The organism is Variovorax sp. FG153 (assembly GCF_057809595.1).
Genome location: NZ_JBMDKG010000001.1, coordinates 581,705 through 603,176 on the forward strand (window position 1 = coordinate 581,705; position 21,472 = coordinate 603,176).

A 21,472-nucleotide genomic window follows, 5' to 3' on the forward strand; every position below is an offset into this window, starting at 1 on the left:
GCTCGGTCGGCTCGGCTGGCGCCAGTCTTGAGGAAGAAGCGGCGCGCCGCGATCCGGAATGCGAAGCGCTATCCACGATGCGCAGGAAGAGGCCTCCGGGCGTTCCCGCATCGCGTTTCCATGCGGGGAACGCACCCCTAGAATGCTCGCGCGGCCGCGGTGCGCACGAGCCGCCACGCAGTCCGTGGAAGGGGCGACCATGCACTATCGAACCCATGATCTCGACGAAGCGATCCACGCCGTGGGCGCCGTGTACTGCCCGCACGAACTCCACCTGGATCGCCGGGCCAGGGCCCTGGACACGCGGTTGAGCGCGACCGAGGCACGGCCGCTGGCGCTGGTCCAGTTGGCCTACGGTGCGCGCGTGGAAGTCGACGCGGGCGAATTCCCCGGCCTGTTCCTGTTCATGCGCTGCACCGCCGGCGAAGGCACCGTCTCCCAGGGCAACCGCAGCGCCACCTGGCGCGCCGGCACGACGATCCCCGTGTCGGCCGGCCGGCCCACCCGTTTCGATTTCGGCGCCAGCTTCGAGCAGATCACCTTCCGGCCCGATACGGCCGCCTTGGAGGCCTGCTGCGCGAGCCTCGTCGGCCGTCCGCTCGACGATGGATTGAAGTTCGATCCGGTGCCGTTCACGCCGGCGCTCGAGCGTTCATGGTCCGGCGTGTGGGACCTGGTCGATACCCTGCCCGCGGCGCTGCCGGCGCCGGCCTATCGGTCGCTCGAGCAGTTCGTCCTCATGTCGCTGCTCCACGGGCATCCGCACAACTACACCGGCTGGATGCGCGGAGAGCGGCCGGCTTCGCGGCCGGCGCGCCTCGCGACCCTGGCCGAGTCGTTCATTCACGACCGCATCGCGGACCTGTCGCTGACGGTGTCCGACATCGCCGCTTCGCTGGGCGTCGGCGTGCGTGCCTTGCAGCTCGCGTTCCAGGCGCACCGCGGCATCACGCCGACGGCATACCTGCGGCGCATCCGTCTGGCGCAGGTGCGCGAGCGTTTGCTGGACGGGGAGGACGACGATACGGTGACCGACATCGCGTTCGCCCATGGCTTCTTTCACCTGAGCCGTCTCGCGCAGCAGTACAAGGCGCAATTCGGCGAGTCGCCTTCCGACACCTTGCGCGCGCGCCATCGCCGTTCGGCACGCTGAGCCGCCGCGCGAGTCCGTACCATGACGGGTTCGCCATTCGCCTCGACCCCGCTCTCCATGTCAGACCCCGTTTTCCGCCAAGCCCTTTCTTCCGATGCCGAACGCTGCTACGCGATCGAGATCGGTGCCTATGAAGGCGACGAGGCCGCCACCCTGGCCAAGATCCGCACGCGCATCGCGCAGTACCCGCAGGGCTTCCTCGTCATGGAACTCGAGGGGCAGGTCATCGGCTTCATCAACAGCGGATGCGCGCACGAGGTCGTGATGTCCGACGAGGCGTTCAAGGAACTGGTCGGCCACGACGCCGAGGCGCCCAACGTCGTGATCATGTCGGTGGTCATCGACCCGCTGTTCCAGGGGCGGGGATACGCCACCGTGATGATGAAGACCTTCGTCGAGCGGATGCGGCGGGCCGGCAAGCGCACGATCCACCTGATGTGCAAGCAGCGGCACGTGGCCCTTTATGAACGGCAGGGCTACGGGTACGTGCGGCCTTCGCCGTCGGACCATGGAGGGATGTCCTGGCACGAGATGGTGATGGCGCTTTAGCGAGCGATATCGGCCCACTGAATTCCGGGGGGGGGCGATCTCCGATGCAGTTCGGCCGTGCCCGGACCGCGATCCTGCGCTACGAGTTCGATCCGAACGCCTTCGCCCGAGATATACCGATGCGGCCGAAACTTCCCCGAAGCCTTGCTAGTCGCCGAACCAGAAAACCACCCAGAGGCCGACGGATCCATACACGACGAGCATGGCCATGGTGTCCCGTTGAAGAGCAAGGCGTGCTTGCTGCAAGCGAACACGAATCATCATGTCAACCCCTCTCTCCGCGGTCGCTCCCCTCGGTGAAGATTGCGCGAGGCTTGCAAATTCGTCAAGCCGGAAATTAGTTCGCGCCAGCATGACTGCCGAGCGAGATGGCGAGGTCAGGTAAGTCTCGAAAGAAGCCGCGTGTGCGGGGGCTGTGCAGACGATGCGGAATCGAGGGGGATCAACGAGCGCAAGGAGACGCGAAATGACGGTGTGGCAGTGATGAGGGAACACGAGGTGAAACGGCCGTCGATGCGCAGTTGGCGCTTTCGGCGTGCATCGTGGATGGTCATTGCGGCGACCCTGGGCCTGGGCGCCGGCGTGTGCCACGCGGACGGCCTGACCGACAAGGTGGTGCGGGCATTGCGAGTCGCGGGCCCCGAGATCGGCGTGACCGTCGTGACCGACAACGAGTTGAAGATCGGTTGGAAGGCGTTGCGAGCGCAATGAGCGGCGAGACGCAGCGGCATTCGCGGCGCCGTTGGCTGGCGTTCGCGTTCGGAGTCGGCGCAACGCTCATGCGCCCGGCCCAGCCGTGGGCCCAACACCTCGCGGTCGAGCCATGGCTGATCGTCGAAGGAGAGACCGATGGCGGGAAGCGGGTCGTTGGCCGGATCCTTGACCGGGAGCCCGGCGACGACGAACTGCGGTGCATGTCGCGTCTGCTGCGTGTGACCGTCGACTACGGTGGTGAAGACAGGGGGATGCCGACCGAGACCGAACTCGAGGCCTTGCGCAGGCTGGAGGACGAACTCTGTCTGGCGCTCGAAGAGGGACAGCGTTCCAAGCTGGTCATGGCCGAAGTCGGCGATGGTGTTCGGCTCTGGCTGATCTATGTCGACGACACGGTCGATGTCGAGGCTGCCATGCGCACGGCGAGTTCGAGAAGCGAGCTGATGTTCACGTTCTCGACCGTCCTCGATGTCGGGTGGGCTACCCACCTGAGAAAGCGAGCCCAGGTCGAGCCGCGTCGGGCGTGAAGATCCCATGGCAGCTCGCTCGGCTCGCGGTGCTGCTGTATTCCGCATGGCGTAGCATTCATAAATGCTAGTACGTTTGATCTACGCGAGCCGTGCGCCCTCGCCGCATCCCAGCGATCTCTCGAGCATCCTCCACACATCGCGCACCCGAAACCCGCGGTTCGGCATCACCGGCGCGCTGTGCTTCCTCGACGGCGCCTACATGCAGTACCTGGAGGGCGAGGAACGCGAGGTGCGCGCGCTCTATGCCGCGATCGAGCGCGACAGGCGCCACCAGTCGCCGCGCTTGCTGGAGCTCGTGGGCATCCCGGCGCGCTTCTTTCCGGCCTGGTCGATGGCGCTGCTGAAATGGGACAAGCGCCTCGAGACCCTCTTCCATGGCCTCGTCACGGGGCAGGTGCTCGATCTCTACGAAACGCCGGGCGCGGACGCGGCCGCCATCTTCCGCGCGCTGGCGAGGACGCCGAACTGGCGCACGGCATGACGCGCGGATGAAGGCCCTTCACGCCTTCCTGTCCATCGTCATGCCGCGTCGGCGGGCACGGGGGTCTTGAGCAACTGCTGCTCCCACAGGTAGGCGATGCCGCTGCCTCCCGCGTGCTGCGTGATCACCTGGGTCAATGCGGTAGCGCTGTCGGTGCGTGCCCAGTCGCGCTGCCATTCCGAGGCGACCGCGAGCCAGGTGAGCATGTTCGCGCCGGCCGCGATCATGCGCTGGATCGCGACCTGGTGCGCCTCGACCGAGACGCCACCCGACGCATCGGTGACCACGGTGACGTCCCAGCCTTCGCCGAGTGCCTGGATCGTCGGCATCGCGACGCAGACCTCGGTCCACAGGCCCGCGATGATCAGTTGCTTGCGCCCCGTGGCCTTGACCGCGTCGACCACCACCTTGTCCTGCCAGGTGTTGATGAAGGTGCGGTCGATGACCTCCTGCCCGGGGAAGACGTCGGTGAGTTGGGGAAAGAGCAGGCCGCCGCGCTCGGCGATCACGCTCGTCAGGATGGTGGGCACACCGAAGGCCTTGGCGGCCTTCGCGAGGCCGACGGTGTTGTTGATGACCATCTGCGGTTCGTGCGAGTTGAGGTTCGCGAGCTGATAGGGCTGATGGTCGATCAGGACGAGGACCGAGTCTTCGGGACGAAGAAGCGAAGAGAGGCCGTTGCGAGAAGTCATGGCTGGTTCCTGTGTTGCCGCTGTTGCGGGAGGGGTTCGAGACGACGGATTCGCTCGTGGCGATGTCGTCCGCAGGGAGTATTGCGAGCCATCTCTTCGCCCGGTAGTACCATCTTTCGGCGAACTGTGTCGCGATTGGAGGAACGCCAGCTTGGACATCGAGGACCTGCGTACATTCGTCGAAGTGGCCAGTGCGGGAGGGGTTTCACCGGCCGCCGTGCGGATGGGCATCTCCAAGTCGATGGTGAGCCGGCGGCTGCTTCGGCTCGAAGCGGAACTGGGCGTCCAACTGCTCGCGCGATCCACGCGCGGCGCCGCGCTCACGGAAGCGGGCAGCACCTTCCGCGACCATGCGGCCAAGGTCTGCATCGACATCGACACGGCCATGGAGACGATCCTGCCCGCGGGCGAGCTTCGCGGGCGCCTGAGGATCGCGGTGCCATTGAGCTTCGGCCCGACCCACTTCGCGCCCATGCTCGCCGAGATGGCGAAGCGCCATCCGCAGCTCCACATCCAGACCTGCTACAGCGACAGATTCGTCGACCTCATCGCCGAAGGCTTCGACTGCGCGATCCGGGTCGGCTATCTCGAGGACTCCAACCTCATTGCAAGAAGCGTCGGCCCGATCTACGGCAAGCTCGTGGCGAGCCCGGACTACATCAGCACGCACGGGTCGCCCGAGACGCCGGACGAACTCGGTGCCCATGAAGCGCTGATGCAGGGCACCGAGGCCTGGCAACTGAGGGATGGCGACCGGATCATCACGGTCCGACCGCAGGGACGATTCAAGGCCGACAACGGCACGGCACTGGTCGCGGCCGCGGTGGCGGGCCTCGGGATCGCCTATGTGCCGGACTGGCTCACGCATGAATACGTGGCCGCCGGCGCGCTGGTGCCGGTCATGACGCGCTATCCACCGCCGCCCGCGGGTGCGTACGTCATCCGGCCGCCGGGCCAGCATCCGGCCAGGAAGATACGCGTGCTGACCGACCTGTTGATCGAGCACTGCGAGCGGTTGTCGCACCCCGCGTGAACGGGTGCTTCGTGGGTCTTCGGCGCGGCGTGGATACGCGCCGGAAGCGTCAGATCCGGAACCAGATCCTGAACGTCACGTACAGCGCATACCCCAGCGCCAGCACCATCCACACCATGTAGAAGACGTTCGACCAGTACTCGCCCGCATGCATCGCCAGCGTGTACACCTGCCCCGCGCAGCCCTTGCCGATGCAGGGCACCTCGCCCCGGACCAGCGCGCGCAAGGTGGCGACGAGGAGGTAGCACGCGATGCCACCCGCCACGAGGAAGCCGACCGGACCGACGAAGCCCTTGGTGAGCTCGTCGTTCTCGTCGCGGTTGCCTTTCGCAAGCAGTTTCTGACCGAAGCGGTACCAGGCGAAGCCCAGCAGGAGCATCAGCGAGTAATAGAGGAAGTCGCGCATCGACGCCGGGATGATGTGTGTGGATGGCGCCGATCCTAGCGCTGTCCGTTTCGCGTCCACCGCTCCACCGCGGCCACGGCCCGCTGGCCCGCATTCGCCGCCTGCGGATGCGAATGCGCCGCGCACATCCTGGCGATCCCGCGCAGCGCTTCGGCCGGACGCTTCGCGATCTCCACTGCGAGCGCTTCCGCCACGAAGAAGTTCTCGTGCGAGGCGAGTTCGCGCAGCAGCGCGGTATCGCGCAGGTCCAGCGATGGAATGAAGGCGATGGCCGCATCCTCGTCGTCCGGGGATGCAAGCAGCGAACGGATGAACGTGCCCACGCCTGCCTGGTCGCCGGCGAGCGGAGAGACCGAAGGATGGAGGTCCTCGACATCTCGATCTTCGGCATCGGCGCGTCGGGCCGCGTCCAGAAAGGCCTCGATGTCGGCGAACACCACGCGCGAGTCGCCGTCATGAGCCAGGTACAGGACCGCGCCAGCGAGCGGTGGTGCGGTCAGCAGCACGTGATGGTTGCTTGTCCGTGCATCGTCGAGCACCAGGCCGCCGAGGCGTCGCAGCACCGGGTGAAAACGCAGCGCCAGGCTCCAGCGGACGATCTCGGCGTCGGGAAGCAGTGCCGTGCCCGGCAGATCATGGTCTTGGATGCGCGCCAGATATGCATCGAGGGCTTGCCGCTCAGTGCTCGAGAGATTCACGCTTCAGCGCCCGGCAAACCCATCCGTCGCCCGCAGCAAGCGATCGAGGATCCCGGGCTCCGAATACGCATGCCCGGCTCCCTCGATCAGATGGAACTCCGCCTCGGGCCAGGCCTTGTGCAGCGCCCAGGCGTAGCGCGCGGGGCAGGGCATGTCGTAGCGGCCGTGCACGATCACGCCCGGGATGCCGTGCAGCCGGTGCGCGTCGCGCAGCAGCTGGCCGTCCTCGAGCCACGCGTCGTGCACGAAGTAGTGGTTCTCCAGCCGCGCGAAGGCCAGCGCGAAATGGTCGTCGGCATGCGAGGCCGCGAGCGCGGGGCTCGGCAGCAGCGTGATGGTCTGACCCTCCCAGACGCTCCAGGCGCGCGCGGCCTCGATCCGGGCCACCGGGTCGTCGCCGGTCAGCCGCTTGCGGTAGGCCGCGATCATGTCGCCGCGCTCGGCCTCGGAGATCGGGGCCTGGAACTGCTCCCATCGGTCGGGGAACATCTCCGACACGCCGAACTGGTAGTACCAGTCGAGCTCGGCGCGCGTGACGGTGTAGATGCCGCGCAGCACGAGTTCGCTCACGCGCTCGGGGTGCTTCTGCGCATAGGCCAGCGCCAGCGTCGAACCCCACGAACCGCCGAACACCAGCCAGCGCTCGGCGCCCACCAGTTCGCGCAGGCGCTCGATGTCGGCCACCAGGTGCCAGGTGGTGTTGGCCTCGAGGCCCGCATGCGGCTCCGACAGGCCGCAGCCGCGCTGGTCGAACAGCAGCAGGTCGTAGCGCGCGGGATCGAACAGCCGCCGGTGCTCGGGCGAGATGCCGCCGCCGGGGCCGCCGTGCAGGAACACCGCGGGCTTGGCACCGGGCGTGCCCACGCGCTCGTAGCGGATGCGGTGGCCGTCGCCCACGTCGAGCATGCCGCTCTCGTAGGGTTCGATCGGGGGGTAGGGCTGGCGCAGGGTCTCGGTCATTCGATGCTTTCTTCGGGGTTCATGCAAAGCCGCGCGCGAGCGCGAACTCCACGCCCGCGAGTGGAGTCGGACCGCATTCTGCAACGACCTCGCGCCGAGCCCGCGGCGGCACGTCTGCCCAGACCAGCAACGCTCAAGCCGCCTTCAAGGCATCCTGCCCATAAGTCCCCGCCGCCCGCACATCGGCCGGATCGAAGCTCGCCCCCGCCCCCTGCTGCTCGCGCTGTGCCGCGAGCCGCGCGCCCTCCTGCGCGGCCATGTCGAACAGGCGGTTGGGATCGTGGCGGCGCAGTTGCAGCGCGGCCGCTTCCAGCCCGGCCGCGATCTCGATCTCGCGCTGGCCCGAAGCCATGCCGTCGAGCAGCAGTCCGGCCGCGACGGCGGGCTCCATGCCCTGGTCGATGTTCGCGTCGGAACGGCCGCGGGCACTGCCGTCGGCGCCCAGCGCATTGATCGACACCGAGGTGCGCACCGAGCCCGGCAGCGCGACGCTCACTCGGATGCCGTAGGCCTGCTCGACCTCGGCGCGCAGCGCATCGAAGTAGCCCTGCACCGCATGCTTGGCACCGCTGTAGCCGGTGCGCAGCGGCGCGCCGACCTTGCCGGCCACCGAGCCGATCACGGCGATGTGGCCGGCGCGGCGCTCGGCCATGCGCGGCAGCACGAGCTGCGTGAGGGCGACGGGGGCGAGGTAGTCGACCTCGATCAGGCGGCGATAGACGGCGAGATCGGTGTCGATGGCGAGGCTGCGCTGGGCGATGCCGGCATTGTTGATCAGCACGTCGATCCGGCCCTGCCAGGCGGCGGCGCGCTCGACGATGGCCGGCAGGGCGTCGTAGTCGGTGGCCTCGAAGGGCAGTACCAGCACGCGTTCGGGGGCGCGCGCCGCGAGGGCGGCCAGCGGCTCGGGGCGGCGGCCGGAGGCGATCACGCGCGCGCCGCGCTCGAGCAGCGCGAGCGCGAGTGCCTCGCCGATGCCGGAGGAAGCGCCGGTCACCCAGGCGGTCTTGTTCTCGAAGTACATCTGAAAGCTTTCCTTGACGTGGAGCGGAGTGGGATCCCGCGGCGCGTGTCGGTGTGTTGGATTCGGATGTTCTGCTCCGACGAGGCCGCGGGCGTGGCGTGCGCCTCGGTCATTGTGGCGGCGCGGCACGGGCCTGACCATCGGCCAATGGGGGTAATGCAAGAGTGTGCGCGAGTCGGGGCCTGAAGCCTTTCGGCGCAAGGTCAGCGAGCCGCGCAGCCGGCGTCGCCGCAGCCATCGCCGGGGGCCGACTCCTCTGCACGCACCGCATCCGCGACCAGCGGCGCGGCGAACTCCTCGGCCGCGAGCTGCCCGATGGCCGCGCCCAGCGACATGTCGTCGAGCAAGCCGAAGTGGCTCAGCCGCAGCCGTCCCTGCCTGTCGATCAGCACCACGCTCGGCGTGCCCTGGAACTGGTAGGCGCGCATGGTCTGCGGAATGCTGCTGCCGGGCGAGGGCCGGTCGATGCCGATCGGGAAGACATAACGGTACTCGCGCACGAAGGCCTCGAGCGCCACGGGCGTCATGACCGCGTGGTGTTCGAACACCGAGTGCAGCCCGATCACCGCGACGTCCTTCGCGGCGAACAGCTGCCGCGTCTTCCTGGCCTGCGGCAGGCCGTGCGTGGCGCAGGCCGGGCACAGCATCTGGAAGGCATGCAGCACCACGACCTTGCCGCGCAGCGATTCGAGCGTGACGGGGGCCTCGGTGTTGAGCCAGCGATCGACCTGCAGTTCGGGCGCCGGGGGATGGATTCTCGACATGGTGTTGGCTCCAATGAGATGGCAGGGCCCGGCGCCGCCGCTCAGGCGGCCGCGCGCAGCTTCACGCCCGGGAAATCGACGGGCACGTCGAGGGCGACATTCACGTAGTTCGTGAACAGGTTCAAGGCCACGTGCGCCAGGATCTCGACGATCTGCCGGTCGTCGAAGTCCGCGTCGCGCAGCGCCTGCACCTCGGCGGCGTCGATCCGGCCGCGCTGCTCGACCACCGCGAGCGCGAAGCGCAGCGCGGCGGCGGTCTGCGGATCGGCGGACTCGCCGTGCTGCGCGGCGGTCATCTCGGCCGACGAGGCACCGGCCTTGCGACCCAGCGCCGTGTGCGCGGCCAGGCAGTAGTGGCAGGCGTTGCGGTCGGCGATCGCCACCGCGATCTTCTCGCCGAGCTGCGCGGGAATCACGCCGCCGCCGAGCGCGCCGAACGATCCCCACAGGCTCTGCAGCGCGGCCGGCGAGTTGGCGACGGCGCGGAACATGTTGGGCGTGGCACCGAAGGCGCCGTGGATCTGCGAGAGCAGGGCCTGGGTGTCGCCGGTGGCTTCGGCGGGGGAGACGAGGGGGATACGGGACATGGTGCTTTCCTTTCAAGGGGTTGTGTCGGTGAAGGAAGTTTGCTGGTGATCCTCGTATCATTCGGATCGTTTTATCCATCAAACATATCTTTTCGTCCGAATGGCCGCGCCACCTCCCATCGACAGGCTGTCCTCGCTGCTCGAGCGCTTCCGCGTGCGGGCGCACCTGTTCCACAACGGCCCGCTGTGCGGCACCACCAGCTTCGCGGCCGAGCCGGGGCGCGGCTTCCTGCACGTGCTGCGCCGCGGCGAAATGGTGGTCACGCATGCCTCGCGCAGCGGCGCGCCGCGCAAGCTGGTCGTGAAGGAGCCGAGCCTGCTGTTCTATCCACGCCCGCTGACGCACCACTTCCACAACGCGCCCGTCGAAGGCTCGGACTTCGTCTGCGCGACGCTGGACTTCGATGGCGGCGAGACGCATCCGCTGGCGCGCGCGCTGCCGCCGCTGATCCGCCTTCCACTGCGCGAGGTCGAGGGGCTCGAGCAGTCGCTGGCGCTGCTGTTCTCCGAGACCCTGCGCGTGCAGTGCGGCCACCGGCTGCTGGCCGACCGCCTGTTCGAGGTGGTGCTGATCCAGCTGCTGCGCTGGCTGCTCGATCATCCGGAACACAGCGAACTGCCGCCGGGCCTGCTGACGGGGCTCGGCGATCCGCGGCTCGCGCGCGTGCTGGTCGGCCTGCACGAGCGGCCCGGCGAGCCCTGGCCGCTCGAGCAGATGGCGCGCGAGGCGGGTTTGTCGCGCAGCGCCTTCGCGCAGCGCTTCCGCGAGGTGGTGGGCACTACGCCCGCCGACTACCTCGCGCTCTGGCGGCTCAGCATCGCGCAGGCGCAACTGCGTGGCGGTGCCTCGGTGAAGACCATTGCCGACGCGCTCGGCTATGCCAATGCCTCGGCGCTGTCGCGGGTGTTCGCGCAGAAGCTGGGCGTGTCGCCGCGCGAGTGGCTGGCGGCTCGGCGCCTGCCGCGATAGAGCGAGATCGACCCCGTCAGCGTCGGGATCACCGCGGTCTCCTCGACCTCGGCGAAGCCCGCTTCCCGCATCAGCAGCGGCACAAGGCCGTCGGCATTGGGCTGGGTATCGGCGAAGCCGTCGACGCACTGCACCACCTTGAACAGCGTTCGCATGGCCCGGGTGCGCTGCAGGCCGTAGTCGGCGATGTGCAGCTCGCCGCCCGGCACCAGCGCGGCGTGGATGGCCGCGAGGCCCGCGCGCTTTTCCGCCAGCGGCACCTGGTGCAGCACCAGGCTGCTCACGATCTTGGTCGGTTGCAGCGGCCACAGCAGCGCAGCCGCGTCGCGCAGGTAGCCGCGGTGCAGTTCGCAGCGCACGCCGGTGGCGGCGAGCTTGGCGCGGGCGCGCTCGAGGATGCGCTCGTCGGGGTCGATGCCGATCAGCCGAGGCGTTGACCCCGAACGGCCGAGCAGCGCGAGGAAGGAGCCGGTGCCGCAGCCCACGTCGGCGATCACGTCGGAAGGCCGCGGCGCGAGTTGCACCAGCAGGGCCGAGCGCCAGTGCCGTTCGCGCGTGAACAGCGACACGATGGGGTCGTAGGCGCCGAGCACCGGCACCGCGGGGGTGAAGTCGCGCGCCGGGCGCAGGGTCTTGTTCATGGCCATCTCCTGGATTCCTGGGTGTTCCGCTTCGCTGCGTTGCGATCGATAATCCGAGCAATTGCTCACAATGTCTACTCGCATTCGAGGAACGCCATGGCCCGCGCACCCGTCGTCCACCCGAGAAAGAAGGCCTCGCAGGAGCGTTCGCGCGCGACCGTCGACGCGCTGATCGAGGCCACTGCTCGCGTTCTGGTGCGCGAGGGCTTCGAGCGCGCGAGCACCAACCGCATCGCGGCCGAGGCCGGCGCCAGCATCGGCTCGCTCTACCAGTACTTTCCGACCAAGGAGGCACTGGTGGCCGCGGTCATCGAGCGGCACAAGAACGACATGATGGAAGTGCTGCGTCGCGCGCTGGTGCGGGTCGCGGGCATGCCGCTCGAGCAGGGTGTGCGCGAACTGGTCGCGCTGATGATCGACGCGCACCGCGTCGACCCCGAGCTGCACCGCGTGCTGGTCGAGCAGATTCCGCGCATCGGCCGGCTGGCGGAGGTGGAGGGTTTCGACCGCGAGGTGCGCGCGCTGGTGCGGGCCTACCTCGAGGCTCACCGCGCCGAGCTGCGCGCGCTCGACCTCGATCTCGCGGCCTTCGTCTGCGTCTCGTCGGTCGAGACGCTCGCGCACGAGGCCGTGCTGCACAACCCCGCGCTGCTCGCGAACCGCAAGGTGAAGGCCTTCACCGACGAGGTGACCTTGCTCGTGATCAGGTACCTGACCTAGCCGCGACGCGTTTCGCGGCGGCGCGCAATAGCACGCGCGAGTAGAGCTTGTGGAAGCCCGTCAGCGCATCGATCGTCCAGCCGAGCCCGCCCTTCGCGCGCGGCAGGACGGCCGAGCCGAAGAACAGCGTGGTCCGCGGTGCCGCGCCGTCCGCGCGCGGCGCCACCATGAGCCAGCTGCGCGTGCGCCCGGTTGCCAGCACGATCTGGTCGGCCGCGTGCGCCTCGACGCGCCAGGCCGAGAAGGTCTCGACATGGCCCGCGGCCAGCGCGGCGGCGTCGCCGTCGTTCGCGCGCCGTCCGAGCACGATGCCGAGCAGCCAGCGCTCGGGCTTGAAGGCCGGCGAGGTGTAGAAGGCCTCGACGTAGGCGGCCAGTGGCACGCGGCCGTCGACGGCGAGCGTGTGGCAGTCGGTGTAGGCACCCGTGCCCTCGTAGCGGGCGAGCAGGGCATGCGCGGGCAGGGCGCGGATCTCGATCGGGTTCATGGGGCGGCGGCGGTCGCACGAGGATGCGTGCGCGTGCATTGTGCGGTGGCGCGCCGCGCGCCCGACGTCAGTCGACCCGCACCTTGGCCGCCTTCACGATCTGGTCGTATTTCGCGAGGTCGGCGCGGATCTGCTGGCCGAACTCCGCGGGCGTGTTGCCCAGCGCCGAGATGCCCAGCGACGCGAGCCGCTCTCGCACCTCGGGCGACTGCACCACCGCATGCAGCTCGCGCTGCAGCCGCTCGACGATGGGCTGCGGCGTCTTCGCGGGCGCGAGGATGCCGATCCACGAGCTCGACTCGAAGCCCGGCACGCCCGATTCGGCGACCGTGGGCACCTCGGGCAGCGAGGCCAGCCGCTGCGCGCTCGACACGGCGATCGGGCGGATCTGGCCCTTCTGCACGAAGGGATAGGCGCCGGCCACCGCGGTGTAGAGCATCGGCAGCGAGCCGCCGACGAGGTCGGTCATCGACTGGCCGCCGCCCTTGTAGGGCACGTGCACGAAGTTCGCGCCGGTACGGGCCTTGAGCAGTTCGCCGGCCAGGTGCGGCGTGCTGCCGGTGCCCGCGCTGCCGTAGGACACGCCGCCCGGGTTGGTCTTCGAATAGGCCACCAGTTCGGACAGCGTCTTCGCGGGCACCGAGGGGTGCACGACGATGATCAGCACCGCGTCGCCGATCTTGCTGACCGGCACGAAGTCCTTGAGGGTGTCGAACGGCACCTTGGTATAGACGTGCGGGTTGATGACCAGCGTGCCGTCGAAGCCCAGCAGCAGCGTGTAGCCGTCGGGCGCCGCGGTCGCCACCATCTGCGTGCCGATGTTGCCCGAGGCGCCGGGCCGGTTGTCGACCACCACGCTCTGGCCCAGGCGCGCGCCGAGCTTGTCGGCGACCACGCGCGCGCCGGTGTCGGTCACGCCGCCGGGCGTGAAGGGCACGATCAGGCGGATCGGCTTGTTGGGGTAGTCCTGCTGCGCGGCCGCGGGGCCCATGGCCAGCGCGAGCGGCAGCGCGGCCGCGAGCAGGCGCGCCCGCGTGTTCTTCAATGCATTCATCGCTTGTCTCCTTCGTTCGTTCTTCGATTCGCTCTTGATTCTGTTCAGCGCTTCAGGCCCTGCTTCGCGAGCCACTGGTCGACGCGCTCGGCAATCGCATCCGAGTTGCGGTCCATCATCAACATGTGAGAGTTGCCGCGCCAGCCGAGTTCGGGCAGCAGCAGTCGGTCGCCCGTGCCGCCGGCCGCGATCAGCCGCTGCCTGAAGTTTTCCTGCTGCGCCGTGATGCGCGCCCAGAACGGATAGCGCTCGAGGTTGTCGCCCCACACCCACAGCATGGGCACGCCCTTGAGGCGCGCGAAGTCGGTGGTCTCGGGGTTCGGCGAGCCCGAGGTCTCGACGGCGACGATGGCCTTGACCTTGTCGGGGTACTTCAGGGCCGAATTGAAGGCGAAGTTGCCGCCCTGGCTGTGGACCACGATCACGCAGGGGCAGGCCTTCCGCACATAGGCGTCGTAGGCCGCCTGCGTGGCCGCGTCGTTGGTGCTCCAGCGCGGAATCGACTGCTTGGCGAACTGGTCGAAGCTGGCCACCGGGAACTGCGTGCCCGGCAGCGCGCGGCGCTTCGCCGGATCGGTGTCGTACGAGCCGGTCTCGCCGATGCGGAACAGCTCCCAGCCTTCCTTCTTCGGCCGGAAGAAGGGCTCGCTCTTGAAGATCTCGGGATAGCGCGCCCACGAGGCGCGGCCGCGCTCGACCGCGTCGCTCACGTACACGTCCCAGCCGGCGCGCAGGAAGTGGTTTTCCCAGCCGGGCTGACCGTCGGGCTTGGTCTCCCAGGTCACGCCCGAGAGGCCGCCGCCGTGCCACAGCAGCAGCGGATAGCGGCCCTTCGGGTTCGCCAGTCGCGTGTAGCGCGCATAGAGCCCCTCGACCTCGAAGTCGCCGTTGGGGTCGAACTTCAGCGGCGGCGCGCCGGGCGTGAACACCAGCTCCTTCTCGGGCAGGCCCGAGAGCGTGACGGCGCGTCCGCCCACGTGATAGCTGCCGACGTCGGCCACCTGCAGCGTGCCCGTCGAGCAGCCGGCCAGGGCCGCGGCCGCGATGCCGAGCCGCGCGAGCTTCCATGCATGTCTCATCTCTTGTCTCCGTTGTTGTTCGTAGCGGTGGGGCGCTATCGTGCCCAGCGTTTCTCGAAGTCCCAGACCTCCTCGAAGCCGATGCGCCGGCAGAACTCGTTGAAGTCGAACAGGTCGTCGCCCGGTGCCAGACTGCCGCCGCTGGTCTTCAGGTGGCGCAGCGCGCGTTCCATCGCGGCCGCGGCCGCGAGGCTGGTCATCGACGGATAGATGGCGAGCGAGAAGCCGATCTCCTGCAGCGTCTGCGCGTCCAGCATCGGCGTCTTTCCGCCGTCGGACATGTTGGCCATCATCGGCAGCTCGAAGGCCGCGCAGGCGCGGCGCATCTCGTCCTCGGACTGCGGCGCCTCGAAGAACAGGATGTCGGCGCCCGCGCGCGCATAGGCCTCGAGCCGGCGCAGCGCCTCGTCCACGCCGAGCTCGGCGCGCGCGTCGGTGCGCGCGATGATCAGGAAGTTCTTCTTGTCCTCGCGCGCCTCGGCGGCCACGCGGATCTTGTCGACCATGTCCTGCACCGGCACGCAGCGCTTGAACGGCGTGTGGCCGCACTTCTTCGGAAACTCCTGGTCCTCGAGCTGGATGGCCGTGACGCCGGCCGCCTCGTAGCCGCGCACCGTGTGGTGCACGTTGAGCAGGCCGCCGTAGCCGGTGTCGGCATCGGCGATGACGGCCGCGCCGCCGCTCGCGCGCACCAGCGTCGCCATGCGGTCGAGCATCTGGGTGTAGGTGGCGATGCCCGCGTCGGGCAGGCCCAGGCTCGAGGCCGTGAGCCAGAAGCCCGAGCCGTAGACGATGTCGAAGCCGACCTTGGCCGCCATGGTGGCGGCGATCATGTCCTGCAGGCCGGGGATGACGATGAACTCGCGGCGCTCGAGCTTCTCGCGCAGAAGGGGGCTGGCCATCGTCACTCGGCCCGGATGCCGCCGCGTTGCGCGACCTGCGTCCACTTCTTCGTCTCGGCCGCGAGGAAGCTGCGGAACTCGGCCGGCGGCGTGAGCGTGATGTGCGCGCCCTGGTCCTCCATCTGCTTGAGCACGGCCGGGTCGGCCGCCACCTTCTTCAGGTCCTGGTTGATCTGCGCCACGATGGGCGCGGGCAGGCCGGCCGGGCCGAACAGGCCATACCAGCTCAGCGATTCCACGCCGTCGAGGCCGGCCTCCTTGAAGGTCATCGCATCGGGGAACAGCGCCATGCGCTGCGTGTCGGCCACGCCGACCACGCGCAGCGCGCCCGAGCGCACATGGGGCAGGGCGGTCAGCACGCTGGTCACGCCCATCGGCAGGTGGCCGCCGATGATGTCGACCATGATCGGCGCGCCGCCCTTGTAGGGCACGCCGGTCGATTGCAGCTTGCCGGCCTGGCGGATCATCTCGCCGGTCAGCCGGGTCTGGCCCTCGGAATAGCCCACGCCCAGGGGCTCCTTGCGCGCGGCCTCGATCACGTCGCGCAGCGTCTTGTAGGGGCCGTTGGCCTGCACCACCAGCACCGAGGGCGAGTTCGCGATGTTGGTGATCGGCGTGAAGGCCTTGTCGGTGTCGTAGGGCAGGCTCTTCATCAGCACCGGGTTGACCGCGTGCGAACCCACCACCAGCAGCAACGTGTGGCCGTCGGCAGGCGCGCGCGCGACGAAGTTCGAGCCGATCACGCCGTTGGCGCCGGTGCGGTTGTCCACCACCACCGATTGGCCCCACAGGTCCGACAGGCGCTGCGCCATCAGCCGGCCCACGATGTCGGTGCCGCCGCCCGCGGAGTAGGGCACGACCAGCGTGACGGGCTTGGTCGGGAACTTGGCGGCCGGTGCTTGCGCCCAGGCGCCGGCCGAGGCCATGGCGGCCAGCGCGGCGAGTGCCGTGCGGCGGGTGGGATGCGCGGTGAAGGGAGTCGATGGGTTCGTCATGTCGTTGCTGTCTCCGGGGATGTGTTGTTGGATGAATTCGTCTTCTCGCGCTGGCGCCGCAGCCAGGCGATCGCGCGGCCGCCGAGCGGGCGCTGCAGCCGTTCCTGCGCGAAGTCGATCGCCTCGAGCAGGCCGTCGAGCGAGATGCCGGTCGCAAAACCGCTGCGCTCGGCCATCAGCACCAGGTCTTCGGTGGCGAGGTTGCCGGCGGCACCGGGCGCGAACGGGCAGCCGCCGATGCCGCCCACGCTGGCGTCGAAGCGGCGGATGCCGGCCTCGAGCGCGGCCCAGGCATTGGCGACCGCCATGCCGCGCGTGTCGTGCAGGTGGATCGCGAGCCGTTCGGGCGCGATGGCTTCGGCGAGCACGCGCATGCGTTCCTTCACCATGCCCGGCGAGGCCGAGCCGATGGTGTCGGCGATCACGATCTCGCCGGCGCCCGCGGCCTGCATGCGTTGCGCGAGGCGCAGCACCTCGGCCAGCGGGGTCTCGCCCTCGAACGGGCAGTCGAAGGCCACGGCCACATAGGCGCGCGTGCGCAGGCCCAGCGCTTGCGCCGCGGCCAGCGTGCGTTCGCTGACCTCGGTCGCCTGCTCCAGGCCCATGTTGATGTTGCGCTGGTTCATGGTCTCGGTGGCCGAGAGCACGACCGCGATCTCGGCCGCGCCGGCCGCATGCGCGCGCTCCAGCCCCTTGAGGTTGGGCACCAGCACCGAGCAGCGCAGCTCGGGCAGCGCCGCGTGCACCAGCGGCAGCAGCTCGGCCGCGTCGGCCATCTGCGGCACGGCCTTGGGCGACACGAAGCTGGTGGCCTCGACGCTGCGCACGCCGGCGGCCGCGAGCAGTTGCACCAGGCGCAGCTTGTCGTTGGCGCCCAGGTGCACCGGCTGGTTCTGCAGGCCGTCGCGCGGCGCGACGTCGGTGATGTGGATGGCTTCCATCGTCATCTTCAGGCGATGGTGCCGGCCTGGCGCAGCGCGTCCAGCTTCGCATCGGTATAGCCGACCCAGTCGCCGAGCACGCGGCGCGTGTGCTCGCCGAGCGACGGCGGGCTTCCGTAGGCCTTCGGCGCGGCGGCCGAGAGCTTGATCGGGTTGCCCGGCATGCGCACGGTCTCGCCGGTGTGCAGCGGCACCTCGACCACCATGTCGCGCGCCAGCACCTGCGTGTCGCCGAGCGCCTGCGCGAAGTCGTTGACCGGCCCGCACGGAATGCGCGCCTGGCGCAGCCGCTCGAGCCAGTGCGCGGTCGGCTGCTTGCGCAGTTCGCCGGCGATCAGCGCGTCGATCCCGGCCTTCGCCGCGAAGCGCACCGGCTGCTGCCGGTAGGCCGGGTCGCGCAACGCCGGCAGGTCGATGAACTCGACGAAGCGCTCGAAGAAGGGGTCGCCGATGCAGGCGATGATGATGTGGCCGTCGGCCGTGGGATAGCTGTTGTAGGGCACGTGCACGAAGTGGCCGTTGCCGATGCCCGCGGGCACGTGGCCCGACATCAGGTGCATGGTCGCCATGTAGTTGAGCAGCGAGATCTGCGCGTCGAGCATCGAGATGTCGACGTGCTGCCCGCGCCCGGTGCGCTCGCGCTCGGCCAGCGCCGCCAGCACGCCCATCGCGCCGAACATGCCGCCGCCGAGGTCGCCGATCGGGATGCCGCTGCGCGTGGGGCCGCTTTCGGGCGTGCCGGTGATCGACATGCCGCCGCCCATCGCCTGCACCACCTGGTCGAAGGCCGGGCGCTGCGTCTCGGGGCCGGTCTGGCCGAAGCCCGTGACCGAGCAGGTCACGATGCGCGGGTTGACCTGCGACAGCGATTCGAAGTCGATGCCCAGGCGCTGCGTGACGCCGACGCTGAAGTTGTCGAACACCACGTCGGCCCGGCGCACCAGGTCGAGGAAGACGGCCTTGCCCCCGGCGCTCTTGAGGTCCACGCAGACGCTCTCCTTGTTGCGGTTCAGCGTGAGGTAGTAGGCGCCCATGCCGCCGCGTGCGTAGTCGGGATCGTTCTCCAGCAGGCGTCGGGTGCCTTCGCCGCTGCCGGGCGGCTCGACCTTGATGGTGCGCGCGCCGAGGTCGGCCAGCAGCATGGTGCCGTAGGGGCCCGACAGCATGTGCGTCAGGTCGAGCACCGTGATGTGTTCGAGTGCCAAGTCGTGTGTCTCCTGAAAGACCTTGGTGCTGCACGGCATGTGCCAGCGCATGGGGCTGGAGGCAAGTCGTTGATGTGAAAGGATATTTTTCAAGAGACTCGGGTTTTCACTGTGTCTTGTGCGACATGGATGAAACGCTTGGCATGTTTCAATGCAACGCATGATGGAACGCCCGCTCCCCTCCGACCCGGCCTCGCCCGCGCGCCGCGGCCTGCCGCGCCTGTGCTTCCTGAGCTACCGCCAGATCCGCGAATTCGCGCTGCCCGTGGTGGCCGAGTACGTCGGCCGCGCCGAGATCGAGGTGGTCGACGGCACCTTCGGCGACGCGCTCGCGATCGCGCGCGACCGCCTCGAGCGCGGCCTGGTCGATGCCTTCGTCAGCGCGGGCTCGAACGCGAGCATCCTGCGCGCCGGCCTCGAGGCGCCGGTCGCGACGATCCAGCTCGGCGGCTTCGACCTGATGCAGGCGCTGATCAAGGCGCGGCGCATCGCCAAGCGCGTGGGCGTGGTGATGTACGGCCAGACCATTCCCGAGCTCGACGAGGTCAAGGACCTGCTCAACATCGAGGTCAGCCAGTACGCCTACCGCACGCCCGACGACGCGCGCCAGCGCTTCGAGTCATTGCGCCGCGAGGGCTTCGACGTGATCGTGGGTTCGAGCCTGGTGGTGGAGCTGGCGCAGCAGGCGGGGCTGCACGGCTTGCTGGCCTATTCGCTCGCGAGCATCCGCAAGGGCTTCGAGGACGCGATCGAGCTCGCGCGCGTGGCGCGGCTCGAGGCCGGGCGCTACGAGCAGCTCAACGGCGTGCTGCACAACCTGCAGGAGGCGGTGCTCGCGGTCGACCGCGACAACCGCATCATCGCGGTCAACCCGCCGATGCAGCTGCTGCTGGGCCATGCGCCCGCGCGCCTGCTGGGCCGTTCGCTCGAGCTGATGCAGCCCGAGCTGTCGCTGCAGGCCACGCTCGACCAGGGCCTGGAGGAGCGCGCGCTGGTGCAGCGCTTCGCGCAGCGCGACTGGGTGGTCAACCGGACGCCGATCCGCGAGCACGGCGAGATCGTCGGCGCCGCGCTCACGCTCTACGACGCGCGCGCGATCCAGGAAGCCGACACCAGCCTGCGCATGCAGCATGGCCGCCGCCAGAGCGCGGCGCGGCACCGCTTCGCGAGCCTGGTGGGCCACAGCCCGGCTTTCGCGCGCGCCGTGCAGACCGCGCAGCGCTTCGCGCGCAACGACCTCACGGTGCTGATCGCGGGCGAGAGCGGCGTGGGCAAGGAGCTGTTCGCGCAGTCGATCCACAACGAGAGCACCCGCGCGGGCCGGCCCTTCGTGGCGGTGAACTGCGCGGCTTTTCCCGAGGCGCTGCTCGAGAGCGAGCTGTTCGGCTACGAGGAGGGCGCCTTCACCGGCTCGCGCCGCGGCGGCAAGCGCGGCCTGTTCGAGACCGCGCACACCGGCACCCTGTTCCTCGACGAGATCGGCGACATGCCGCTGCACCTGCAGACGCGCCTGTTGCGCGTGCTGCAGGAGCGCGAGATCACGCGGCTGGGCGCAACCGCGCCGATTCCCGTCGACGTGCGCGTGATCGCGGCCACGCACCAGCCGCTGCAGCAGATGATCGCCGAGCGGCGCTTTCGCCAGGACCTCTACTACCGCATCAACACCCTGCGCCTGGTGCTGCCGCCGCTGCGCGAGCGCCGCGAGGACGTCGCGCTGCTGGCCCAGGTGCTGGTGGAGCGTTGCCTGCAGCGGCAGGGCCATGGCGCGCTCGATGCGCGGCGAGCACTGGCACCGCTGATGCCGCGCCTGCTGGCCTACGGCTGGCCCGGCAACGTGCGCGAACTCGAGAACGTGGGCGAGCGCATCGCCGTCTTCCTCATGCAGTTCGAGCGCATCGAGGAGATTCGCTGGGAGGAGCTGCGGCACGAATGCCCGGAGCTGTTCGCGGACGAGAGCGCCGTGCCGGTCGAGGTGAGCGGTGTGCCCGCGAAATCGCAGTGGCGCGAACTGCTGGCCGCGAACGGCGGCAACCGGCAGCAGACCGCGCGGCAGCTGGGGGTGAGCCGATCGACGTTGTGGCGGTGGGTGCGGGAGATGGAGGGCGCGACCGACGATCCGCCCGCGTAGAACGCGGGCGGCGATCGATCACTTGTTCGGCGCAGCCGCAGGCCCCGCCGGCAGCGCCGCGATGCCGTCCGCCTTCACGTACGTCAGCGTCGTCACGTAGCTCACGCTGTCGAACTTCTCGGGACCGTTGGCACCGGGCCGCTCGCCGGCCACGGCGTCGCTGACGCTGACCTCGGCCACATAGGTGCCCTGCCACGGCAGGTCGAACTTCACCAGGCCCTGTTCGTCGGTGTGGCCTTCCTTGGCCCAGCCCGATTGCGTGACCAGCGCGACCTTGGTCTTGGCCTTGGGCTGGCCCTTGAAGAACAGCTTGAACTCGCCGGCATTGCCCGCGGGCACGATGTCGAGCACCAGCTTCGGTTGCAGCGGCGCGAAGCCGGTGACCAGGCGCGCGGCCGGGTGGTAGCGGCCGACGGTCTGCTTGTCGCCCTGCTTGCGGTTGAACAGCGGATAGCCCGCGTCCTCGGCCACGATGCTCTCGCCGGCCGCGGCGCCGAAGGGCAGCGCGAAGCCGCTGGCGGTCTTCTGCGCGTCGACGCTCTGCTCGCCCTTGGCCGACACCAGGGTGGCGGTGGGCTTGCCGAACTTGTCGAGCAGGCCCGGCGAGACCTCGCGCAGGTTCTCGCCGAACTCGCCGAAGCGCACGACGGCGGTCTTCTCGCCGGCCGGTTGCTCGATCCAGATCTGGTGCGCCTGCGCGGCACCCGCGAAGCCCAGCAGGGCGAAGGCGGCGGTGGCGATGGCGGTGATGCGGTTCAT

Annotated in this window: 25 protein-coding genes; 9 read left to right on the top strand and 16 right to left on the bottom strand. The window is 69.3% G+C overall.

The features are described from left to right. The first annotated feature begins 199 nt into the window (after positions 1 to 199). From ACODT0_RS02780 to ACODT0_RS02800, 5 genes are all read left to right on the top strand, one after another. Positions 200 to 1,153: an AraC family transcriptional regulator gene (locus ACODT0_RS02780; protein WP_479669352.1), complete on the top strand. Its 954-nt coding sequence runs from the start codon at positions 200 to 202 to the stop codon at positions 1,151 to 1,153. A 57-nt stretch (positions 1,154 to 1,210) separates the two neighbouring features. Further along, positions 1,211 to 1,702, top strand: coding sequence for a GNAT family N-acetyltransferase (locus tag ACODT0_RS02785; RefSeq protein ID WP_413765510.1), 492 nt, complete (start codon positions 1,211 to 1,213; stop codon positions 1,700 to 1,702). 483 nt (positions 1,703 to 2,185) lie between these two features. Beyond that, positions 2,186 to 2,413 carry a hypothetical protein gene (locus tag ACODT0_RS02790; protein WP_479672815.1) on the top strand — a complete coding sequence of 76 codons (228 nt, stop codon included), beginning with the start codon at positions 2,186 to 2,188 and terminating at the stop codon, positions 2,411 to 2,413. Next, on the top strand, positions 2,410 to 2,943 hold the full coding sequence (locus ACODT0_RS02795; RefSeq protein ID WP_489040502.1) for a DUF695 domain-containing protein: 534 nt from the start codon (positions 2,410 to 2,412) through the stop codon (positions 2,941 to 2,943). The genes ACODT0_RS02790 and ACODT0_RS02795 overlap by 4 nt, the downstream gene beginning before the upstream one ends. Before the next feature lie 64 nt (positions 2,944 to 3,007). Continuing rightward, positions 3,008 to 3,427: a BLUF domain-containing protein gene (locus tag ACODT0_RS02800; protein WP_489040503.1), complete on the top strand. Its 420-nt coding sequence runs from the start codon at positions 3,008 to 3,010 to the stop codon at positions 3,425 to 3,427. A gap of 38 nt (positions 3,428 to 3,465) precedes the next feature. On the opposite strand, the gene ACODT0_RS02805 is transcribed toward ACODT0_RS02800, so the two are convergent. Next, a complete protein-coding gene (locus ACODT0_RS02805) occupies positions 3,466 to 4,119 on the bottom strand; it encodes a hydrolase (RefSeq protein WP_489040504.1) in 654 nt (217 codons plus the stop codon). A gap of 151 nt (positions 4,120 to 4,270) precedes the next feature. Between ACODT0_RS02805 and ACODT0_RS02810 the strand changes: the two genes are divergently transcribed. Then, entirely contained in the window at positions 4,271 to 5,152 is an 882-nt protein-coding gene (locus tag ACODT0_RS02810) for a LysR family transcriptional regulator (RefSeq protein ID WP_489040505.1), read from the top strand. 49 nt (positions 5,153 to 5,201) lie between these two features. Here the strand turns inward: ACODT0_RS02810 and ACODT0_RS02815 are convergent, their stop codons facing one another. The 6 genes from ACODT0_RS02815 to ACODT0_RS02840 form a co-directional block, all read right to left on the bottom strand. Further along, the gene (locus ACODT0_RS02815; protein ID WP_489040506.1) at positions 5,202 to 5,558 is read right to left on the bottom strand and encodes a hypothetical protein; all 357 of its coding nucleotides are present in this window, start codon (positions 5,556 to 5,558) and stop codon (positions 5,202 to 5,204) included. Between the two features lie 35 nt (positions 5,559 to 5,593). Next, on the bottom strand, positions 5,594 to 6,256 hold the full coding sequence (locus tag ACODT0_RS02820) for a hypothetical protein (protein ID WP_489040507.1): 663 nt from the start codon (positions 6,254 to 6,256) through the stop codon (positions 5,594 to 5,596). A gap of 3 nt (positions 6,257 to 6,259) precedes the next feature. Continuing rightward, entirely contained in the window at positions 6,260 to 7,216 is a 957-nt protein-coding gene (pip, locus tag ACODT0_RS02825; protein ID WP_489040508.1) for a prolyl aminopeptidase, read from the bottom strand. A 133-nt stretch (positions 7,217 to 7,349) separates the two neighbouring features. Next, entirely contained in the window at positions 7,350 to 8,240 is an 891-nt protein-coding gene (locus tag ACODT0_RS02830) for an SDR family NAD(P)-dependent oxidoreductase (RefSeq protein ID WP_489040509.1), read from the bottom strand. 203 nt (positions 8,241 to 8,443) lie between these two features. Continuing rightward, the gene (locus ACODT0_RS02835) at positions 8,444 to 9,004 is read right to left on the bottom strand and encodes a peroxiredoxin family protein (protein WP_261211191.1); all 561 of its coding nucleotides are present in this window, start codon (positions 9,002 to 9,004) and stop codon (positions 8,444 to 8,446) included. A gap of 41 nt (positions 9,005 to 9,045) precedes the next feature. Further along, entirely contained in the window at positions 9,046 to 9,591 is a 546-nt protein-coding gene (locus ACODT0_RS02840; RefSeq protein ID WP_489040510.1) for a carboxymuconolactone decarboxylase family protein, read from the bottom strand. Positions 9,592 to 9,691: 100 nt separating this feature from the next. Here ACODT0_RS02840 and ACODT0_RS02845 point away from each other — a divergent pair, with 100 nt between their 5' ends. Next, positions 9,692 to 10,561 (top strand): AraC family transcriptional regulator, encoded by an 870-nt coding sequence (locus ACODT0_RS02845; RefSeq protein ID WP_489040511.1) that lies wholly within the window; start codon positions 9,692 to 9,694, stop codon positions 10,559 to 10,561. Here the strand turns inward: ACODT0_RS02845 and ACODT0_RS02850 are convergent. Beyond that, positions 10,468 to 11,202, bottom strand: a complete 735-nt coding sequence (locus tag ACODT0_RS02850; RefSeq protein WP_422098952.1) for a class I SAM-dependent methyltransferase — start codon at positions 11,200 to 11,202, stop codon at positions 10,468 to 10,470. The genes ACODT0_RS02845 and ACODT0_RS02850 overlap by 94 nt on opposite strands. 96 nt (positions 11,203 to 11,298) lie before the next feature. On the opposite strand from ACODT0_RS02850, the gene ACODT0_RS02855 reads away from it, so the two are divergent. Beyond that, complete coding sequence (locus tag ACODT0_RS02855; protein WP_489040512.1) at positions 11,299 to 11,922, top strand: TetR/AcrR family transcriptional regulator; 624 nt, start codon at positions 11,299 to 11,301, stop codon at positions 11,920 to 11,922. Here the strand turns inward: ACODT0_RS02855 and ACODT0_RS02860 are convergent. The 7 genes from ACODT0_RS02860 to ACODT0_RS02890 form a co-directional block, all read right to left on the bottom strand. Beyond that, on the bottom strand, positions 11,906 to 12,409 hold the full coding sequence (locus tag ACODT0_RS02860; RefSeq protein ID WP_489040513.1) for a hypothetical protein: 504 nt from the start codon (positions 12,407 to 12,409) through the stop codon (positions 11,906 to 11,908). The two genes, ACODT0_RS02855 and ACODT0_RS02860, sit on opposite strands and share 17 nt — an antisense overlap. Before the next feature lie 67 nt (positions 12,410 to 12,476). Beyond that, positions 12,477 to 13,400, bottom strand: a complete 924-nt coding sequence (locus ACODT0_RS02865; RefSeq protein WP_489040552.1) for a Bug family tripartite tricarboxylate transporter substrate binding protein — start codon at positions 13,398 to 13,400, stop codon at positions 12,477 to 12,479. A gap of 107 nt (positions 13,401 to 13,507) precedes the next feature. After that, positions 13,508 to 14,542, bottom strand: coding sequence for an alpha/beta hydrolase (locus ACODT0_RS02870; RefSeq protein ID WP_489040514.1), 1,035 nt, complete (start codon positions 14,540 to 14,542; stop codon positions 13,508 to 13,510). A 35-nt stretch (positions 14,543 to 14,577) separates the two neighbouring features. After that, positions 14,578 to 15,444, bottom strand: coding sequence for an isocitrate lyase/PEP mutase family protein (locus tag ACODT0_RS02875; protein WP_489040515.1), 867 nt, complete (start codon positions 15,442 to 15,444; stop codon positions 14,578 to 14,580). Between the two features lie 2 nt (positions 15,445 to 15,446). Beyond that, on the bottom strand, positions 15,447 to 16,439 hold the full coding sequence (locus ACODT0_RS02880; protein ID WP_057592716.1) for a tripartite tricarboxylate transporter substrate binding protein: 993 nt from the start codon (positions 16,437 to 16,439) through the stop codon (positions 15,447 to 15,449). Beyond that, a complete protein-coding gene (locus ACODT0_RS02885; RefSeq protein WP_489040516.1) occupies positions 16,436 to 17,380 on the bottom strand; it encodes a hydroxymethylglutaryl-CoA lyase in 945 nt (314 codons plus the stop codon). Before ACODT0_RS02885 ends, ACODT0_RS02880 begins: the two co-directional genes overlap by 4 nt. Positions 17,381 to 17,388: 8 nt before the next feature. After that, positions 17,389 to 18,585 carry a CaiB/BaiF CoA transferase family protein gene (locus tag ACODT0_RS02890; protein ID WP_489040517.1) on the bottom strand — a complete coding sequence of 399 codons (1,197 nt, stop codon included), beginning with the start codon at positions 18,583 to 18,585 and terminating at the stop codon, positions 17,389 to 17,391. A 163-nt stretch (positions 18,586 to 18,748) separates the two neighbouring features. On the opposite strand from ACODT0_RS02890, the gene prpR reads away from it, so the two are divergent. After that, a complete protein-coding gene (gene prpR, locus ACODT0_RS02895; protein ID WP_489040518.1) occupies positions 18,749 to 20,713 on the top strand; it encodes a propionate catabolism operon regulatory protein PrpR in 1,965 nt (654 codons plus the stop codon). An 18-nt stretch (positions 20,714 to 20,731) separates the two neighbouring features. On the opposite strand, the gene ACODT0_RS02900 is transcribed toward prpR, so the two are convergent. Then, entirely contained in the window at positions 20,732 to 21,472 is a 741-nt protein-coding gene (locus ACODT0_RS02900) for a cobalt ABC transporter substrate-binding protein (RefSeq protein ID WP_489040519.1), read from the bottom strand.

Bases quoted from the DNA above. Each gene is read 5' to 3' on its own strand.
- prpR (WP_489040518.1), top strand. From the start codon at position 18,749: ATGGAACGCCCGCTCCCCTCCGACCCGGCCTCGCCCGCGCGCCGCGGC.
- ACODT0_RS02835 (WP_261211191.1), bottom strand. From the start codon at position 9,004: ATGTCGAGAATCCATCCCCCGGCGCCCGAACTGCAGGTCGATCGCTGG.
- ACODT0_RS02845 (WP_489040511.1), top strand. From the start codon at position 9,692: ATGGCCGCGCCACCTCCCATCGACAGGCTGTCCTCGCTGCTCGAGCGC.
- ACODT0_RS02855 (WP_489040512.1), top strand. From the start codon at position 11,299: ATGGCCCGCGCACCCGTCGTCCACCCGAGAAAGAAGGCCTCGCAGGAG.
- ACODT0_RS02880 (WP_057592716.1), bottom strand. From the start codon at position 16,439: ATGACGAACCCATCGACTCCCTTCACCGCGCATCCCACCCGCCGCACG.
- ACODT0_RS02805 (WP_489040504.1), bottom strand. From the start codon at position 4,119: ATGACTTCTCGCAACGGCCTCTCTTCGCTTCTTCGTCCCGAAGACTCG.
- ACODT0_RS02870 (WP_489040514.1), bottom strand. From the start codon at position 14,542: ATGAGACATGCATGGAAGCTCGCGCGGCTCGGCATCGCGGCCGCGGCC.
- pip (WP_489040508.1), bottom strand. From the start codon at position 7,216: ATGACCGAGACCCTGCGCCAGCCCTACCCCCCGATCGAACCCTACGAG.
- ACODT0_RS02800 (WP_489040503.1), top strand. From the start codon at position 3,008: ATGCTAGTACGTTTGATCTACGCGAGCCGTGCGCCCTCGCCGCATCCC.
- ACODT0_RS02860 (WP_489040513.1), bottom strand. From the start codon at position 12,409: ATGAACCCGATCGAGATCCGCGCCCTGCCCGCGCATGCCCTGCTCGCC.
- ACODT0_RS02790 (WP_479672815.1), top strand. From the start codon at position 2,186: ATGAGGGAACACGAGGTGAAACGGCCGTCGATGCGCAGTTGGCGCTTT.
- ACODT0_RS02885 (WP_489040516.1), bottom strand. From the start codon at position 17,380: ATGGAAGCCATCCACATCACCGACGTCGCGCCGCGCGACGGCCTGCAG.
- ACODT0_RS02840 (WP_489040510.1), bottom strand. From the start codon at position 9,591: ATGTCCCGTATCCCCCTCGTCTCCCCCGCCGAAGCCACCGGCGACACC.
- ACODT0_RS02815 (WP_489040506.1), bottom strand. From the start codon at position 5,558: ATGCGCGACTTCCTCTATTACTCGCTGATGCTCCTGCTGGGCTTCGCC.
- ACODT0_RS02830 (WP_489040509.1), bottom strand. From the start codon at position 8,240: ATGTACTTCGAGAACAAGACCGCCTGGGTGACCGGCGCTTCCTCCGGC.
- ACODT0_RS02785 (WP_413765510.1), top strand. From the start codon at position 1,211: ATGTCAGACCCCGTTTTCCGCCAAGCCCTTTCTTCCGATGCCGAACGC.
- ACODT0_RS02865 (WP_489040552.1), bottom strand. From the start codon at position 13,400: ATGGGCCCCGCGGCCGCGCAGCAGGACTACCCCAACAAGCCGATCCGC.
- ACODT0_RS02900 (WP_489040519.1), bottom strand. From the start codon at position 21,472: ATGAACCGCATCACCGCCATCGCCACCGCCGCCTTCGCCCTGCTGGGC.
- ACODT0_RS02780 (WP_479669352.1), top strand. From the start codon at position 200: ATGCACTATCGAACCCATGATCTCGACGAAGCGATCCACGCCGTGGGC.
- ACODT0_RS02850 (WP_422098952.1), bottom strand. From the start codon at position 11,202: ATGAACAAGACCCTGCGCCCGGCGCGCGACTTCACCCCCGCGGTGCCG.
- ACODT0_RS02795 (WP_489040502.1), top strand. From the start codon at position 2,410: ATGAGCGGCGAGACGCAGCGGCATTCGCGGCGCCGTTGGCTGGCGTTC.
- ACODT0_RS02875 (WP_489040515.1), bottom strand. From the start codon at position 15,444: ATGGCCAGCCCCCTTCTGCGCGAGAAGCTCGAGCGCCGCGAGTTCATC.